Genomic DNA, 16275 nt, shown 5'->3' with positions numbered 1-16275 from the left:
TCCTTCGGAGGGTCACGAGTCGTGCGAGGGACGGAGGAGGGCGACGACGACGAGGCAGGCGATGCTGACCAGGATCAGCAGGAACGACGTGGCGTAGGCCTCGCCCTGCTGGAAGTTCTGGTACTTCTGCTCCACCGCGAGCGTCGCGGTCTGGGTGCGGCCGGTGTAGTTGCCCGACACGATCTTCACGGCGCCGAACTCGCCGACCGAGCGGGCCAGGCTGAGCACCACGCCGTAGACGACCCCCCACTTGATGCTGGGCAGGGTGATGCGCCAGAAGGTCTGCGGCGCGCTCGCCCCGAGGCTGCGCGCGGCCTGCTCCTGGTCGTCACCGACCTCGACCAGCACGGGGACGACCTCGCGGATCACCAGCGGCAGGGCCACGAAGCAGGTCGCCATGATCATGCCCGGCGAGTCGAAGATGACCTGGACGCCGGCACCCTCCAGCGAGGGCCCCAGCACGCCGTCGCGGCCGTTGTAGGCCAGCACAAGTGCCAGCCCGACCACGACCGGCGACACCGAGAGCGGCAGGTCGATCAGCGCCGAGAGCACCCGCTTGCCCGGGAACTCGTAGCGCACCAGCAGGATCGAGATGGTCACCCCGAACACCAGGTTGATCGCCACCGCCCACAGCGCCACCATCGCGGTCAGCTGGAGGGCGCCGACGACCTGCTCGTCACCGAGGGTGTCGACCAGGTTGCCGATGCCGCCGTCGAAGGTCTGGCGCACCAGCAGCGCGAGCGGCCAGGCCACCAGGAAGAAGACGTAGCCCACGGCGACCAGGCGCAGGGCCCACCGCACCGGCGGGGTCACCATCGTGTTGGTCGCGACCCGGCTAGCCACGGCGCGACACCCGTCGCTGGAGCAGGTCGAGCAGGACGATGACCACCAGGGCGATCGCGAGCATCACCGAGGCCAGCGCCGCCGCCGAGGCGTTGTTGCCGTTCTCGATGAAGGTCAGCACCCGCACCGAGACGACCTCGGTCTCGAAGGGCCGATTGCCGCTCAGCAGCACCAGCGAGCCGTACTCCGAGATCGCCCGGGCGAACGACAGGGCCGCTCCGGCCGTGATCGCCGGCACCAGGCTGGGCAGGATCACGCGACGGAAGATCGTCGAGCGCTTGGCACCCAGCGAGGCCGCGGCCTCCTCCACGTCGGTCTCGAGCTCCTCGAGCACCGGCTGCACGGTGCGCACGATGAAGGGCAGGGTCACGAAGGCCAGGGCGAGCGTGACGGCGTTCGGCGTGAAGGCCCAGTGCAGCCCGAGCGGGCTGTTGGGCCCGTAGAGCGAGAGCAGCACCAGCCCGGCCACGATGGTGGGCAGCGCGAACGGGACGTCGATGACGACGTCGAGCACCCGCTTGCCCCAGAACCGGTCGCGCACCAGCACCCACGCGATCACGGTGCCGACCACGGCGTTGACCAGCGTCACGACCAGCGCCTGCGACACCGTGAGGGTCACCGCCGCCCAGGTCTGGTCGTTGTGCAGCACCGACCAGTAGCGCGACCAGCCGCCCTCGGCGGCCACCGCCACCACGGTGGCCAGCGGCAGCAGCACCAGGATGCTGAACCACAGCATCGCGATGCCGAGGCCCAGGCCGGCGCCCGGGGTCAGGGTGCTGCGCGGGGTCGTCCGACCCGTGCGCCGGGGCCGGCGCCCTCCCGCGGGGGAGGACGCCGGCCCGGTCGTGCCGCCCGGTGGGGTGCCCGGGCCGACCAGCACGGAGCTCGTCACTCCTCGCCCACCTTGCCGGTCTCCTGCTGCAGCTCGGTGATGATGCCGAGCGGGTTGCCCTCCTCGCCGTCGCCGAAGTACAGGTCGGCCGCCTCGTCCCAGCCGCCGAAGTCGTCGTCGATGGTGTAGAGGGTCTCCGGGGTCGGGAACGGGTCGGCCGGGTCGTTGGCGCCGTCGATCTCACCGATGTCGACGCCGTCGACGACCGGGCGGAAGCCCGACTGGGCGTAGCCGGCCTGGGCCTCGGGGCTGGTCATGAACTCGAGGAACGCCTGGGCGGTCTCGTCGGCGTCGACGGTCACCGCCGCGGGGTTCTCGATCAGCAGGGTGTCCGGCGGCACGACGTAGTCGATGTCGGCACCGCTCTGCTTGGCCAGGATGGCCTCGTTCTCGTACGACAGCAGGACGTCGCCGCTGCCGTCGGTGAACGCGGTCGTGGCCTCGCGGCCCGAGCCCGGCAGCGCGATGGTGTTGTCGAGCAGCGAGGTCAGGAACTCGCTGGCCTCGTCCTCGGAGCCGCCGGCCCCGGTCACGTGGGCCCACGCGGCCAGGATGTTCCAGCGCGCGGAGCCCGAGGAGCCGGGGTTGGGCGTGATGACCTCCACGCCGGGCTCGACGACGTCGTCCCAGGTCTGGATGTCGTCGGGGTTGCCGGCGCGCACGACGAAGACGACGACCGACGAGGTGGCGATGCCCTCGGTCGGGGTGTCCTTCCAGTCCTCGGCGACCAGGCCCTCGTCGACGAGCCGGGTGATGTCGGTGTCGAGGGAGTAGTGCACGACGTCGGCGTCGGCCCCGGCCGCCACGGCACGGCTCTGGTCGCCCGAGGCGCCGTAGGAGGTGCTGAAGTCGTCGGTCGCCATGTCCGCACCGGCGTCGGTGCCGGTGAACGCCTCGAAGACGGGGACGTTGGCGGCCTCCATCACGGAGAACGCGTTCACGTCGATGCCCGGGCCCGACTCGCTCCCGTCCGCGGTGGAGCACGCGGTCAGCGCCAGCGCCCCGGTGGCCGCGAGCACGACCCGTGCGGTGGTGGTCGTCTTCATGTCGTTCTCTTCCCTGCCCCTGCACCCAGGGGCTGCTCGTCGCCCGGCGCGAACCAGAGCGAAACAGTAATGTCGCGTAGATTACTGCATTTACTACAGCGCGGCGCACCGGTCTGGACCACGGCGTGTCGCCCGCCGTCCCGGAGCCTGCCGGGCGGGCCTTCGGTGTGACGCGGACTACATTGAGGACGTCCGTCCGGCTGCGCCCGCCTCCGCGACCCCGCACCCGACCGCCGTCCGCGGCGGTGCCGGAGCCGTGCCGAGGTCGAGGAGTGGCCCAGGTGCCCGACCAGCCCGCGCAGCAGCCCGTACCGGACCGGCCCGAGCGCGAGGTGCGGCGCCTCGACCGGGTGGTGATCCGCTTCGCCGGCGACTCCGGCGACGGCATGCAGCTCACCGGCGACCGCTTCACCCAGGAGTCGGCGGCCTTCGGCAACGACCTGGTGACGCTGCCCGACTTCCCCGCCGAGATCAGGGCCCCCCAGGGCACCCTGCCGGGCGTCTCGTCGTTCCAGGTGCACTTCGCCGACCACGACATCCTCACCCCGGGCGACGCCCCCGACGTGCTGGTGGCGATGAACCCCGCCGCGCTGCGGGCCAACCTGCCCGACCTGCCCCGCGGGGCGACGGTCGTGGTCGACACCCACGACTTCAACCGCCGCCACCTCGCGAAGGCGGGCTACGCCGCCGACCCGCTCGCCGACGTCGGCTCGGCCGCCTCACCCCTGGCCGGCTACGCCGTGCACGCCCTCGACCTCACCGCGATGACGGTGGCCGCGGTGGCCGAGCACGGGCTGTCGCGCAAGGACGCCGCCCGGGCCAAGAACATGTTCGCCCTCGGGCTGGTGTCGTGGCTCTACGGCCGCCCGACCGGCTCCACCGAGGCGTTCCTCGCCCGGCGCTTCGCGCGGACGCCGGCCGTGCGCGACGCCAACCTGGCGGCGTTCGCGGCCGGCTGGGCGTTCGGCGAGACCAGCGAGACGTTCGCGGTGCGCTACGAGGTGGCGCCGGCACCGGTCGCGCCGGGCACCTACCGCACCATCACCGGCAACCTCGCCCTCGCCTACGGCCTGGTCGCTGCGGGGGTGCGCAGCGGGCTGCCGGTGTTCCTGGGGTCCTACCCGATCACCCCGGCCTCCGACGTGCTGCACGAGCTGAGCAAGCACAAGGCGTTCGGGGTCACCACCTTCCAGGCTGAGGACGAGATCGCCGGGGTGGGTGCGGCCATCGGTGCGTCGTTCGTCGGCCAGCTCGGCGTCACCACCACCTCGGGGCCGGGGCTGGCGCTGAAGTCGGAGGCCATCGGCCTGGCGGTGATGACCGAGCTGCCGCTGCTGGTGGTCGACGTGCAGCGCGGCGGGCCCTCCACCGGGCTGCCGACCAAGACCGAGCAGGCCGACCTGCTGCAGGCCATGTTCGGGCGCAACGGCGAGTCACCGGTGCCGGTGGTGGCGCCCCGCTCCCCCGCCGACTGCTTCGACGCCGCACTCGAGGCCGCCCGCATCGCGGTCACCCACCGCACACCGGTGCTGCTGCTCTCCGACGGCTACCTCGCCAACGGCTCCGAGCCGTGGCGGGTGCCCGACGTCGCGGACCTGCCGGTGATCGACCCCGGCTTCGCGACCGCGCCCAACCACGACGTGGCCGTCGCCGACGGCGCGGAGCCGCGGCGCGACTTCTGGCCCTACCTGCGCGACCCCGGGACGCTGGCCCGGCCCTGGGCGGTGCCGGGCACCCCCGGGCTCGAGCACCGCGTCGGCGGGCTGGAGAAGGGCGACGGGCACGGCGACATCTCCTACGACCCGGACAACCACGACCTGATGGTGCGCACCCGCCAGGCCAAGGTCGACGCCGTCGCCGACGCGCTGCCGCCCCTCGAGGTCGACGACCCGTCGGGACGGGCCCGGGTGCTGGTGGTCGGCTGGGGCTCCACCTACGGCGCGATCGGCGCCGGCGTACGCCGGGTGCGCCGGGCCGGGCACGACGTCGCCCAGGTGCACCTGCGCCACCTCAACCCGTTCCCCCACGACCTCGGCGCGGTGCTGCGGGGCTACGACCGGGTGCTGGTGCCGGAGATGAACCTCGGCCAGCTCGCCCTGCTGCTGCGGGCGCGCTACCTCGTCGACGCCGTGGGCTACCAGCAGGTGCGGGGACGACCGCTGCGGGCCGCCGAGCTCGCGGAGGCCGTCGCCGTGCTCGTCGGCGAGGTGGAGGGCACCCCTGTCGACCTGACACCTGTCGATCCGACCACCGTCGACCTGACCACCGTCGACCCGACCACCGTGGCCCAGACCGCGCCCCACGACGGGGAGGACCCCGCATGAGCACCACCGACCTGCCGTCGCCCGGTCGCCGCCACGGCACCGAGGCCGTGCCCGCCCTGGGCGAGGGCGAGACCCAGAGCGGGAAGGACTTCGCCTCCGACCAGGAGGTGCGCTGGTGTCCCGGGTGCGGCGACTACGCCGTGCTGAAGACGGTCCAGTCCTTCCTGCCCGACCTCGGGCTGCGCCGGGAGAACATCGTGTTCGTCTCCGGCATCGGCTGCTCGAGCCGCTTCCCCTACTACCTGGACACCTACGGGATGCACTCGATCCACGGGCGCGCCCCCACCATCGCGACCGGCATCGCCACCGCGCGCGCGGACCTGTCGGTGTGGGTGGTCACCGGCGACGGCGACGCGCTGTCGATCGGCGGCAACCACCTCGTCCACGCGCTGCGGCGCAACGTGAACATGACGATCCTGCTGTTCAACAACCGCATCTACGGCCTGACCAAGGGCCAGTACTCGCCGACCTCCGAGGCCGGCAAGATCACCAAGTCGACCCCGATGGGCTCCCTGGACCACCCGTTCAACCCGGTGTCGCTGGCGCTGGGCGCGGAGGCGACGTTCGTGGCGCGCACCGTCGACTCCGACCGGCGTCACCTCACCGGCGTGCTGGCCGCCGCCGCGGCCCACCGGGGCACGTCGCTGGTGGAGATCTACCAGAACTGCCCGATCTTCAACGACGGCGCGTTCGACGACGTCACCGACCGCGACAACCGGGTCGAGGCGGTCGTCCCGCTGGTGCACGGCGAGCAGGTGCGGTTCGGTGCGCCCGGCGACGACGGCCGCGGCAGGCGCGGGCTGGTGCGCGCGGCCTCCGGCGGGGTCGAGGTCGTGACGGTCACCGACGTCGACGACGCCGACCTGCTGGTGCACGACGCCCACGCCGACGACCCGTCGACGGCGTTCGCGATCTCGCGGCTGACCCGGGCCGGGCACCCCGACCGCTCGGCGATCGGCGTCTTCCGCCAGGTCGAGCGGCCGACGTACGACGACCAGAGCCGTGCTCAGCTGGCCAGCGCCCGCGACGCCGCGCCCGGCGATCCCGACGAGCGGCTGGCGGCCCTGCTCGGGGGCGGCGACAGCTGGACGGTGCTCTGACCGTGCTCTGATCGTGCGCTGACCAGCGCCCGACGGCCTGGATCAGAGGTAGTAGATGTAGAACGAGTTGCGCGCCACGGAGCGCTTGTACTTCGGCGTGGCCCGGGTGGCGATCTTGTAGTAGACGCGCCGGGCGTCGCCCCGCGGGCCGTAGATGCGGTCGCGGTAGCGGCCGGCCTCGTAGGTCTTGCGGGTGTCCCAGGTGCGGTAGGGCTTGTCGCAGTTGCGGTCGGCGCCGCAGACCTTGCGCAGGATCTGGTAGCGGATGCGGCCGTCACCGGGCGAGATGCGGCCCTGCACGTAGAACTTCTGGCCGACGGCGTCGCGCTCCATGACGATGCGGCGCTCCTGCTTGGCGCGCTGCTCCGGTGCCGAGGCCGAGGCCGAGGCGCTCACGAACGGCAGCAGGGCGGCGGCGAGCAGCAGGGCGACGAGTCCGGCGACCAGGCCGGCGACCAGGCCGGCCGTGGGCCCGGCGGTGAGGCGGGGGTGGCGCATGGGGTGCTCCTGGGTGGTGCGAGGCGTACGGGGAAGGGGTGGTGCTCCAGCGAGCATCCCAGGATTCCGCTCGGTGCTGCGGAGGCGCGGCTTTCGCGGCGGGGCGTGTCCCGGACGCGGCAGGGCCCCCACCGCACCGCGGTGGGGGCCCTGCTCGGGTCGGGTCGCCGACGCGTCAGCGGATGACGTAGATGGCCACCGCGCCCGACGCCGCGCGCTTGTACTTGGGCGAGGCCAGGGTCTTGACCCGGTACCACGCGTAGTTGCTGCCGCGCGGCGGGAGGCCGACCTTCTCGTTGTAGCGGCCGTTGGCCTTGGACTTGTCCCTGGTGTAGCGCTTCCAGCTCCCCTTGCACGGTCGCTCCGCCTGCCCTGCCCGCTGGCTGCACAGCTTGCGCTCGACGACGTACTTGATGGGACCGGAGCCCGGCTTGATGGCACCGCGGATGACGAACCGGTTGGTCCTCACCTCCTCGATGTTGATCGTGATGGTGCGGGCCTCCTTGGCGCGCGCGGGCGCGGCCGTGGAGGCGGAGGAGGTGACGACGACGGACATGGCTGCGGCGAGCAGCAGCGCGACGAGTCCGGCGACGAGGCGGGTGATCCGCATGGAGGGGGCTCCTGGTGGGTCGTGGGGGGTGGGGACGACCGACACCCTGCCCCGGCGCACCGGGCGCAAACCCGGCTCGCCCGGCGACCTATGCTGCGCAGGTGTCGGACTCGCGACGGGGCGTGTCCCTGGGGGCAGCGGCCTACCTCATGTGGGGCGCCTTCCCCCTGTACTTCCCGTTGCTCGAGCCGGCCGGGGCGCTGGAGATCCTCGCCCACCGCGTCCTCTGGTCGGCGCTGACGATGGCCGTCGTCGTGGTGGTGCTGCGCCGCGCAGGCGGGGTGCGCACGCTGCTCGCCGACCGCCGCACCCTGCTGCTGCTGGTCCTGGCCTCGGCCACCATCACCTGCAACTGGGCGACCTACATCTACGGCGTCACCAACGGCCGCGTCGTGGAGACCTCGCTGGGCTACTTCATCAACCCGCTGGTCACCGTGCTGATGGGCGTGCTGCTGCTCGGTGAACGGTTGCGCCGGCTGCAGTGGGTCGCCATGGGCGTGGCCGCCACCGCGGTGGCCGTGCTGACCTGGGACTACGGGCGCCCGCCGTACGTCGCGCTGGTGCTGGCGTTCTCCTTCGGCACCTACGGCCTGGCCAAGAAGACCGCCGACGTCGGCGCGGTGGAGAGCCTGGCCGTGGAGACGGCGCTGATCACGCCGTTCGCCGTGGCCTACCTCGGCTGGCTCGGCGCCACCGGTGCCGCGCAGTTCGGCCAGCACGGCCTGGGCCACGCGCTGCTGTTCACCACCACCGGGGTCGCCACCGCCGTGCCGCTGCTGTGCTTCGGTGCCGCGGCCACGCGGGTGCCGATGGTGACCCTCGGGCTGCTGCAGTACCTCGCGCCGGTGCTGCAGTTCGCCCTCGGCGTGCTGTGGTTCGGCGAGGACATGTCGACCGGACGGTGGGTCGGCTTCGCGATCGTGTGGGTGGCGCTCGCGCTGTTCACCGTCGAGGCCACCCACCACCACCGCCAGGTGCGGCTCACGGTGGCGGCCTCGACGGCCCAGTAGGCCCGGTGGACCCGCCCGCGAGGCCGCCGGGCGAGGGCGTCAGCGCGGGCCGCCGTCGGGGACCACGACGACCTTGCCGCCGAGCGTCCCGGCGGCCGCGCGGGCGTGCACGGAGGCGAGGTCGGCCAGCGCCACCCGCTCGGCGACGTCGACGACGAGCTCGCCGCGGTCGACGCGCGCCGTGAGCTCGGCGAGCTGCGCCGCGTCGCTGCGCACGTAGAGGTCGACGCCGCGCACACCGCGCCCCTCGTCCCCCGGGGTGGGCATCCACACGGTGGTGCTCACCACGACCCCACCGTCGCCGACCCGGGCCGTCAGCGCCTCGAGCTGCTCGGGGGTGACCGGGGCGAGGTTGAGCAGGACGTCGACCGGCTCGGTCACCGCGGTGGCCACGTCGGTGGTGGTGTGGTCGACCACCTCGTCGGCACCGCGGGCCAGGAGGTGCGCGCTGCTGCGGGCGCTGCCGGTGGCCACGACGTGGGCTCCGGCGGCCTTCGCCAGCTGCACGGCGTAGCTCCCCACCGCCCCGCTCGCGCCGTTGACCAGGATGCGCTGACCGGACCGGAGGCCGGCGTGGTCGAACAGGGCCTGCCACGCGGTCAGGCCGACCACCGGCAGGGCCGCGGCGTCGGCCAGCGGGATGGAGGTCGGGGCCGGGGCCAGGGCGTCGGCCGGCGCGACGACCAGCTCGGCGGAGGCGCCGTCGGCACCGAAGGGCAGGAAGCCGACGACCCGGTCGCCGAGCCGCAGGCCCGTGGTCTCCTCACCCGCCGCGTCGCCGATCGCGTCGACCGTGCCCGCGACGTCCAGGCCGGGCACGTGCGGCAGCGTCAGGGGCATCGGCCCCTGCATCAGGCCGGCGCGGATGTTGGCGTCGACGCCGTTGAACGTGGTGCCGGCGACGCGGACGCGCACCTGGCCGGGGCCGGGGACGGGGACCTCGACGTCCTCGTGGCGCAGGACGCCGGCGTCGCCGTACTGGTGGAAGCGGATGACCTTCATGGTGGAGCCTCTCGTCGGGGGTCAAGTGCTTCGAGTTCGAAGCACACGACGGACGGTACACATGCTTCGACTTCAAAGCAAGCACTTCGAACCTGAAGCAGTTGGTAGGCTGCCGCCGTGACCGACCCCGCCCCCTCCCTCGACCCCGTCCAGCTCGGCACCTACTTCTCCCTGATGGAGGTGGCGGGGCTGCTGCGCCACGCGGTCGAGCAGCAGCTGCGCGACGACGGCGACCTGAGCTACGTGCAGTTCCAGGTCCTGGCGCGGCTCGGCCTGGACTCACCGACCGGCAGCGGACGGATGACCGACCTGGCCGACGGCGTGGTCTACAGCCGCAGCGGCCTGACGTACCAGGCAGGCCTGCTGGAGAAGGCCGGCCTGGTCGTGCGCGCGCCGTCGGTCGAGGACGAGCGCAGCGTGACCGTCACCATCACCGACGCCGGGCGCTCACGGCTCGCGCAGGTGCTCCCCGGTCACGTCGAGGTCGTGCGTCAGCAGCTGCTCGCCCCGTTGTCGCACCACGACACCCGGGCGCTGGGCGACCTCCTGGCGCCGGTGCGCGAGCACATGCGCGCCGCGCCCCCGCGGTCGGCAGGCGCGCGGCGACGCCGCTGACCCGGGCCCCTGGTCAGGTGCGTCAGGCGGTGCGGACGGCGACGAGGTCGGCGAAGGCCTCCAGCGCCTCGCGGACCGGCCCGGCGGGCAGCACCCCGAGCAGCGCCTTGGCCTCGGTGGCCTGGGCCAGCACGTAGGCGCGGGCCTCGTCCATGGCCGGGTGGGCGCGCAGCAGTGCGAGCGCCTCGGCGTGCAGGACGTCGTCGTGGGCGAGGTCGGCGTCGAGCAGCTCGAGCAGCCGGGCGTCGGCGGGATCGACCGACGCACGGGCCAGCAGCACCGGCAGCGTCGGCACGCCCTCGCGCAGGTCGGTGCCGGGGGTCTTGCCCGACTCCTGGGAGTCGGAGGCCACGTCGAGGATGTCGTCGGCGAGCTGGAAGGCGCAGCCGACGATCTCGCCGTACGCCTCCAGGGCCAGCTCGACGTCGGTGGGGGCGCCGCTGAAGCGGGCGCCGTAGCGCGCGGAGGTGGCGATCAGCGAGCCGGTCTTGCCGGCGACCACGTCGAGGTAGTGGCCCAGCGGGTCCTCGTCGGGGCCGGGCTCGACGGTCTCCATGATCTGGCCCTCGACGAGGCGGGTGAACGTCTCGGCCTGGATCCGCACGGCGTCGGCACCCAGCGTGGCGGTCAGCTCGGAGGAGCGGGCGAACAGGAAGTCGCCGGTGAGGATGGCGACCAGGTTGTCGTAGCGGGCGTTGGCCGACACCGCACCGCGGCGCAGCGCAGCCTCGTCCATCACGTCGTCGTGGTAGAGCGAGCCGAGGTGGGTGATCTCCACGACGCAGGCAGCGGTCAGCACCTCGTCGGCGTCGGGGCGGGGCCCGGCCTCGGCGGCCAGCAGGACCAGCAGCGGGCGGATGCGCTTGCCGCCGGCGTCGAGCAGGTGGCGCGCGGCCTGCGAGACGTACGCCGTGCGGCCCTCGACGTGGCCGACCAGCAGGCCCTCCACCGCCGCCATCCGGTCCCGCAGGCGAGCGGCCAGGGCGGCGTCGGTCACCGGGAGCGCCAGGCCGGCCGGAGCAGGAGGAGACGTCACCTGATGAATTGTCCTGCATGGCCGGCGAGGTCGAGCACCGGGCCGGGCACCACGCCCAGCAGGACGGTGGCGAGCACACCGACGGCGATCGTGGCGGAGGTGAGCAGCGACGGGGTCACCACCGACGCGGAGGCGTCGGTGGGCATCGTGAAGAACATCAGCCGGATGTGGCGCACGTAGAAGTAGATCGCCACGACGCTGGAGAAGATCGCCACCAGCACCACCGGCCACGCCCCGGCCGAGAAGGCGACGGTGAAGACCGCCCACTTGCCGACGAAGCCGCCGGTCAGCGGGATGCCGGCCATCGACAGCAGCAGGAACGCGAACGCCCCGGCCACCCACGGCGAGCGCCGTCCCAGCCCGGCCCACCGGTCGAAGGCGGTGGCCTCGCCGGAGGAGTCGCGCACCAGCGTCACGATCGCGAACGCCGCGACCATCGAGAAGCCGTAGGCGGTGAGGTAGAAGAGGATCGCCTGCATCGAGGTCACCTCGCCGTCGGCGAGGTCGGCGCTGCTCTGCACGCCGAGCACCCCGGTCAGCAGGAAGCCGGTGTGGGCGATGGAGGAGTAGGCGAGCATCCGCTTGACGTCGGTCTGCGAGATCGCCAGCACGGCGCCGACCACCATGGTCAGGATCGCCACGACCCACAGCATCGGCTGCCAGGTCCAGCGGTCGGAGCCGAAGGCGACGTAGAACAGCCGCAGGATGGCGCCGAACGCCGCGATCTTCGTGCCGGCCGCCATGAAGGCGGTCACCGGGGTCGGTGCGCCCTGGTAGACGTCGGGGGTCCACGACTGGAACGGCACCGCACCCACCTTGAACAGCAGGCCCACCGCGAGCAGGCCCATGCCGAGGGCCAGCAGCGTGTCGTTGCCGGTGTCGGAGCGCACGGCGAGGTCGATCGCGGTCAGGTCCATCGAGCCCGCGAAACCGTAGGTCAGCGCGACGCCGTACAGGAAGATGCCCGAGGAGAAGGCACCCAGCAGGAAGTACTTGAGCGCCGCCTCCTGGCTGAGCAGGCGCCGGCGACGGGCCAGGCCGCAGAGCAGGTAGAGCGGCAGCGAGAGCACCTCGAGCGCCACGAACATCGTCAGCAGGTCGCCCGCGGTCGGGAAGATCAGCATGCCCGCGACGGCGAACATCATCAGCGGGTAGACCTCGGTGTGGTCGAGGCCCTGGGCCTGCCGCTCCGCCTCGGTGCCGGGCAGCGCCGCGGCCTGCCCGGCGAAGGCCGAGACGCCGCCCTCGAGGCGCCTCTCGGCGAACAGGAGCACCCCGCCGATGGCGAAGACCAGGATGAGCCCCCACAGGAAGACCGCCGGGCCGTCCACCACGAGCGTGCCGCCCGCGGTGATCGCACCGCGGGCGGCGCCCCCGCCGACCTCGGTGAGGTCGAGGCCGACCAGCACCGTGCCGACCAGGGCACCGACCAGGCCGGCCAGGGCCAGCACGGTCTGGGCGAGGAAGCGGCGCCCGCGCGGCAGGAACGCCTCGACCACCACCCCGAGGGCGGCCACGCCGAGGACCAGGAGGATCGGCCAGATGGTCGCGTAGTCGAGGCTGGGCTTGACGAAGTCGACGGAGTCCATGGGCTAGCGGCCTTCCTCGGAGGAGGTCTCGGCGGTCTCGGACGCCGGGGAGGTGACGGTGGGGGCGTCGTCGTCGACCCCGACCCGCTCGAGCAGCGACCCGACGTACGGGTTGGCGGTCTCGAGCAGGGGCGCGGGGTAGAAGCCGAACAGCACCAGCCCCGCCACCAGCGGGGCCAGCACCACGCCCTCGCGCAACGACAGGTCGCGCCGGGTCGTGCCCGTCGTGCCCGTGGCCCGGGTGGGGCGGGTGGCGGTGGTGACCGCCGTGGCGCCGCCGGTGCGGTGCACCGGGTGGCCCGTGTCGTGGCCGTCGTGGCCGGTGTGGTCGGCGGGGTCGTGGTCGGCGTCGTGCTCCACCGGGTGCTCGCCGCCGGGCAGCGCCGGCACGGTGGGCCCGGTCATCGCCCGCTGGTAGGCCCACAGCACGTAGATGGCGGCCAGGACGATGCCGGTGACGGCGATCGCACCGACCCACCACCGGTACTGGAAGGCACCGATGATCACCAGGAACTCCGAGACGAAGGTGCTCAGGCCGGGCAGGCCCAGGGTGGCCAGGCCGGCGACCAGGAACAGGCCGGCCAGCGCCGGGGTGACCTTCTCGACCCCGCCCATCTGGCTGATCAGGGCGGTGCCCCGTCGCCGGATCACGAACCCGGCGGCCAGGAACAGCGCGGCGGTGCCGAGGCCGTGGTTGACCATGTAGAGCACCGCGCCCGAGCCGCCCTGGGTGTTCAGCACGAAGATGCCGAGGGTGATGAAGCCGAAGTGGCTCAGCGAGGTCAGCCCGATCAGGCGCAGCAGGTCGTCCTGGCCGATCGCGATGAGCGCGCCGTAGACGATCGAGACGAGCGCCAGGGCGACCACCACGGGGGTCGCCCAGCGCGAGGCCTCGGGGAACAGCCCGAGGCAGAAGCGCAGCATGCCGAAGGTGCCGATCTTGTCGAGCACGCAGACCAGCAGCACGCTGGTCGCCGGGGTCGCCTTCTCGGTGGTGTCGGCCAGCCAGGTGTGCAGCGGGAACAGCGGCGCCTTGACCGCGAACGCGATGAAGAAGCCGAGGAACAGCCAGCGGCCGGCCTCGGTGCCGATGTCGAGCTGCTCGAGGTCGGAGAGCAGGTACGACGGGGTGCCCTGCTGCGCGGAGACGACGTAGAGCCCGATGACCGAGCCGAGCAGCACGAGGCCGCCGGCGAGCTGGAACATCAGGAACTTCAACGCGGCGGCGCTGCGGCCGTCGCGGCCGAAGCCGCCGACCAGGAAGTAGGCCGGGATGAGGGTGGCCTCGAAGACGACGTAGAAGAGGAACACGTCGGTGGCGGCGAAGACCGCCAGCGACAGGCTCTCCAGCGCCAGCGTCCAGGCCACGAACGCCCGGGCGCTGCCGCGGCCGTGGGCCTCGGGGTCGTCGTCGTGCTCGTGGGTGGGCCCGTCGGCGGACCCGGTGGCGTCGGCGTCGGGCCAGGCCGCGAGCAGCACGACCGGCACCAGCACCGCGGTGAGCAGGATCAGCAGCAGGCCCAGGCCGTCGACGCCGAGCGCGTAGTGCACGCCGAAGGCGGAGATCCAGTCGTGGGTCTCGGTGAGCTGCATGCCGCCGTCGACGTCGAACTGCACCGCCACCGCCACGGCGAGGCCGAGGGTCAGCAGCGCGACCGCGAGGCCGAGCTGCTTGGCCCGGGTCGCGGCGAGCGGCAGGAGGGCCAGGGCGACGGCGCCAACGAGCGGCACCAGCACCAGGACTGTCAGCCAGGGGAGGTCGGTCATCACAGGTTCACCACCAGGAGGGCGAGCACGACGATCAGGACGCCGGCGAGCACCGACAGGGCGTAGGAGCGCACGAAGCCGTTCTGCACGCGGCGCAGCTGGCCGCCGACCGCGCCGACGAACCGGCCTCCCCCGCTGAACAACCCGTCCGCACCGCGACGGTCGAAGGCGAGCAGGCCGCCGACCAGGCGGGTGCCGGGCCGCACGACGAGGCGGTCGTTGACGGCGTCGCCGTACAGGTCGGCGCGGGCGGCGCGGGTCGCGAACGAGACGTCGCGCGGCGCGGTGGCCGGCACCGGGCGGCGCCCGACGACCAGGAACGCCGTGGCCACGCCGGCCGCCACGACGGCGAGGACGAGCAGGGTGATGAAGATCGCCGGCACCGGCGGCTCGTGCTCGGGGGCCTCGCCGACCACAGGCGAGAGCCAGTCGACGATCCAGTGCCCGAGGTAGAGCAGGCCGCCCAGCACCGAGAGCGCCGCGAGGACGACCAGCGGGCCGGTCATCAGCGACGGCGACTCGTGCGGGTGGACGCCGTCCTTCCAGCGCTTCTCGCCGAAGAACGTCATCAGCATCAGCCGGGTCATGTAGAAGCCGGTGACCCCGGCCCCGATGAGCGCACACACCCCGGCGACCGGGCTCTCGACGAGCGCGGTCTCGATGATCTTGTCCTTGGACCAGAAGCCGGAGAACAGCGGGAACCCGATGATCGCGAGGTAGCCCATCGCGAAGGTGAGGAAGGTGACCGGCATCGCCGCGCGCAGCGCGCCGTAGCGGCGCATGTCGACGTCGTCGTCCATGCCGTGCATCACCGAGCCGGCGCCGAGGAACATGTTGGCCTTGAAGAAGCCGTGGGTGATCAGGTGGAAGATCGCGAACGCGTAGCCGTACACGCCCAGGCCGGCGGCGAGCATCATGTAGCCGATCTGGCTCATCGTGGAGCCGGCCAGCACCTTCTTGATGTCGTCGCGGGCGCACCCGATGACCGCGCCCCACAGCAGCGTCACGGTGGCCACGACGACCACCGCGGTGCGGGCGTGGGGGGCGAGCTCGAAGACGAAGTTGGAGCGCACCACCAGGTAGACCCCGGCGGTGACCATGGTGGCGGCGTGGATGAGCGCCGAGACCGGGGTGGGGCCCTCCATCGCGTCGAGCAGCCAGGCCTGCAGCGGCACCTGCGCCGACTTGCCGCAGGCCCCGAGGAGCAGCAGCACGCCGAGGGTGGTCAGCGTGGCCTCGCTGGCACCCGAGGCCAGCTCGCTCACGCCGGTGAACGAGGCGGTGCCGAAGGTGACGAACATCAGGGCGATGGCGAGGCTGAGCCCGATGTCGCCGACGCGGTTGATCACGAACGCCTTCTTGGCCGCGGCCGCCGCCGACGGCTTGTGCTGCCAGAACCCGATCAGCAGGTAGGAGGCCAGGCCGACGCCCTCCCAGCCGAGGAACAGCACGACGTAGTTCTCGGCCAGCACCAGCACGAGCATCGCGGCGACGAAGAGGTTGAGGTAGGCGAAGAAGCGGCGCCGGCGGGGGTCGTGCTCCATGTAGGAGATGGAGTAGACGTGGATGAGGGTGCCGACACCGGTGATCAGCAGCAGGAACAGCGCCGACAGCGGGTCGTAGAGCAGGTCCATGCCGACGGAGAACCCGCCGACCTCCATCCACTCCCACAGCCGCAGGCCGACCTGGCGCTCCTCCTCCCCGCGACCGAGGAGCTGGAGGAACAGCACCACGCTGGTGACGAACGAGCCCAGCGCGGTGGCCGTACCGAGCAGGTGGCCCCACCGGTCGGTGGCGCGCCCGCCCAGGAGCAGGATCGCGGCGCCGGCCAGCGGCAGCGCGATCACCAGCCACACCAACGAGAGGGCACCGTCGGCCTCGAGGGGGGCGACCACGGGGATGCTGTGGCCACCCTCGGACATGAGGTACATCGGCGAAGTCAC

Annotated in this window: 14 protein-coding genes; 4 read left to right on the top strand and 10 right to left on the bottom strand. The window is 72.7% G+C overall.

Translation table 11 applies throughout. The features are described from left to right. Positions 1-12: 12 nt before the first annotated feature. The 3 genes from AC4OR8_RS05405 to AC4OR8_RS05395 are packed head-to-tail and all read right to left on the bottom strand — an operon-like array spanning position 13 to position 2781. Complete coding sequence (locus AC4OR8_RS05405; RefSeq protein ID WP_492164517.1) at positions 13-843, bottom strand: sulfate ABC transporter permease; 831 nt, start codon at positions 841-843, stop codon at positions 13-15. Then, positions 836-1735 carry a sulfate ABC transporter permease subunit CysT gene (gene cysT / locus AC4OR8_RS05400; RefSeq protein ID WP_492164516.1) on the bottom strand — a complete coding sequence of 300 codons (900 nt, stop codon included), beginning with the start codon at positions 1733-1735 and terminating at the stop codon, positions 836-838. The genes AC4OR8_RS05405 and cysT overlap by 8 nt, the downstream gene beginning before the upstream one ends. Next, complete coding sequence (locus tag AC4OR8_RS05395) at positions 1732-2781, bottom strand: sulfate ABC transporter substrate-binding protein (RefSeq protein WP_492164515.1); 1050 nt, start codon at positions 2779-2781, stop codon at positions 1732-1734. The genes cysT and AC4OR8_RS05395 overlap by 4 nt, the downstream gene beginning before the upstream one ends. A gap of 281 nt (positions 2782-3062) precedes the next feature. On the opposite strand from AC4OR8_RS05395, the gene AC4OR8_RS05390 reads away from it, so the two are divergent. Beyond that, a complete protein-coding gene (locus AC4OR8_RS05390; protein WP_492164514.1) occupies positions 3063-5105 on the top strand; it encodes a 2-oxoacid:acceptor oxidoreductase subunit alpha in 2043 nt (680 codons plus the stop codon). Then, positions 5102-6205, top strand: coding sequence for a 2-oxoacid:ferredoxin oxidoreductase subunit beta (locus AC4OR8_RS05385; RefSeq protein WP_492164513.1), 1104 nt, complete (start codon positions 5102-5104; stop codon positions 6203-6205). Before AC4OR8_RS05390 ends, AC4OR8_RS05385 begins: the two co-directional genes overlap by 4 nt. 42 nt (positions 6206-6247) lie before the next feature. Here the strand turns inward: AC4OR8_RS05385 and AC4OR8_RS05380 are convergent, their stop codons facing one another. Both AC4OR8_RS05380 and AC4OR8_RS05375 read right to left on the bottom strand, forming a co-directional pair. Further along, positions 6248-6703, bottom strand: coding sequence for a hypothetical protein (locus tag AC4OR8_RS05380; protein ID WP_492164512.1), 456 nt, complete (start codon positions 6701-6703; stop codon positions 6248-6250). Between the two features lie 175 nt (positions 6704-6878). Continuing rightward, positions 6879-7313 (bottom strand): hypothetical protein, encoded by a 435-nt coding sequence (locus AC4OR8_RS05375; RefSeq protein ID WP_492164511.1) that lies wholly within the window; start codon positions 7311-7313, stop codon positions 6879-6881. A 101-nt stretch (positions 7314-7414) separates the two neighbouring features. Between AC4OR8_RS05375 and rarD the strand changes: the two genes are divergently transcribed. After that, the gene (rarD, locus tag AC4OR8_RS05370) at positions 7415-8323 is read left to right on the top strand and encodes an EamA family transporter RarD (protein WP_492164510.1); all 909 of its coding nucleotides are present in this window, start codon (positions 7415-7417) and stop codon (positions 8321-8323) included. A gap of 39 nt (positions 8324-8362) precedes the next feature. On the opposite strand, the gene AC4OR8_RS05365 is transcribed toward rarD, so the two are convergent. After that, a complete protein-coding gene (locus tag AC4OR8_RS05365; protein ID WP_492164509.1) occupies positions 8363-9325 on the bottom strand; it encodes an NADP-dependent oxidoreductase in 963 nt (320 codons plus the stop codon). Positions 9326-9442: 117 nt separating this feature from the next. On the opposite strand from AC4OR8_RS05365, the gene AC4OR8_RS05360 reads away from it, so the two are divergent. Then, positions 9443-9940 carry a MarR family winged helix-turn-helix transcriptional regulator gene (locus tag AC4OR8_RS05360; protein ID WP_492164508.1) on the top strand — a complete coding sequence of 166 codons (498 nt, stop codon included), beginning with the start codon at positions 9443-9445 and terminating at the stop codon, positions 9938-9940. 22 nt (positions 9941-9962) lie between these two features. Here the strand turns inward: AC4OR8_RS05360 and AC4OR8_RS05355 are convergent, their stop codons facing one another. From AC4OR8_RS05355 to nuoL, 4 genes are read right to left on the bottom strand one after another with little or no spacing between them, the layout of a single operon-like run. Further along, positions 9963-10976, bottom strand: a complete 1014-nt coding sequence (locus AC4OR8_RS05355; RefSeq protein ID WP_492164507.1) for a polyprenyl synthetase family protein — start codon at positions 10974-10976, stop codon at positions 9963-9965. Further along, on the bottom strand, positions 10973-12565 hold the full coding sequence (gene nuoN, locus AC4OR8_RS05350; protein ID WP_492164506.1) for an NADH-quinone oxidoreductase subunit NuoN: 1593 nt from the start codon (positions 12563-12565) through the stop codon (positions 10973-10975). Before nuoN ends, AC4OR8_RS05355 begins: the two co-directional genes overlap by 4 nt. A 3-nt stretch (positions 12566-12568) precedes the next feature. Then, on the bottom strand, positions 12569-14332 hold the full coding sequence (locus AC4OR8_RS05345; protein WP_492164505.1) for an NADH-quinone oxidoreductase subunit M: 1764 nt from the start codon (positions 14330-14332) through the stop codon (positions 12569-12571). Further along, positions 14332-16263 (bottom strand): NADH-quinone oxidoreductase subunit L, encoded by a 1932-nt coding sequence (nuoL, locus tag AC4OR8_RS05340; RefSeq protein WP_492164504.1) that lies wholly within the window; start codon positions 16261-16263, stop codon positions 14332-14334. Before nuoL ends, AC4OR8_RS05345 begins: the two co-directional genes overlap by 1 nt. Positions 16264-16275: the final 12 nt, after the last annotated feature.

This window comes from Nocardioides sp. FY1077 (genome assembly GCF_058681775.1).
The sequence above is the reverse complement of the archived record's forward strand: the minus strand, read 5'-3'. Positions and strand labels throughout refer to the sequence as shown.

What these genes read in the sequence shown, in the direction of transcription:
- AC4OR8_RS05395 (WP_492164515.1), bottom strand. Translation starts at nt 2,781, where the DNA reads ATGAAGACGACCACCACCGCACGGGTCGTGCTCGCGGCCACCGGGGCG.
- AC4OR8_RS05385 (WP_492164513.1), top strand. Translation starts at nt 5,102, where the DNA reads ATGAGCACCACCGACCTGCCGTCGCCCGGTCGCCGCCACGGCACCGAG.
- AC4OR8_RS05380 (WP_492164512.1), bottom strand. Translation starts at nt 6,703, where the DNA reads ATGCGCCACCCCCGCCTCACCGCCGGGCCCACGGCCGGCCTGGTCGCC.
- AC4OR8_RS05375 (WP_492164511.1), bottom strand. Translation starts at nt 7,313, where the DNA reads ATGCGGATCACCCGCCTCGTCGCCGGACTCGTCGCGCTGCTGCTCGCC.
- AC4OR8_RS05365 (WP_492164509.1), bottom strand. Translation starts at nt 9,325, where the DNA reads ATGAAGGTCATCCGCTTCCACCAGTACGGCGACGCCGGCGTCCTGCGC.
- nuoN (WP_492164506.1), bottom strand. Translation starts at nt 12,565, where the DNA reads ATGGACTCCGTCGACTTCGTCAAGCCCAGCCTCGACTACGCGACCATC.
- AC4OR8_RS05345 (WP_492164505.1), bottom strand. Translation starts at nt 14,332, where the DNA reads ATGACCGACCTCCCCTGGCTGACAGTCCTGGTGCTGGTGCCGCTCGTT.
- nuoL (WP_492164504.1), bottom strand. Translation starts at nt 16,263, where the DNA reads ATGTACCTCATGTCCGAGGGTGGCCACAGCATCCCCGTGGTCGCCCCC.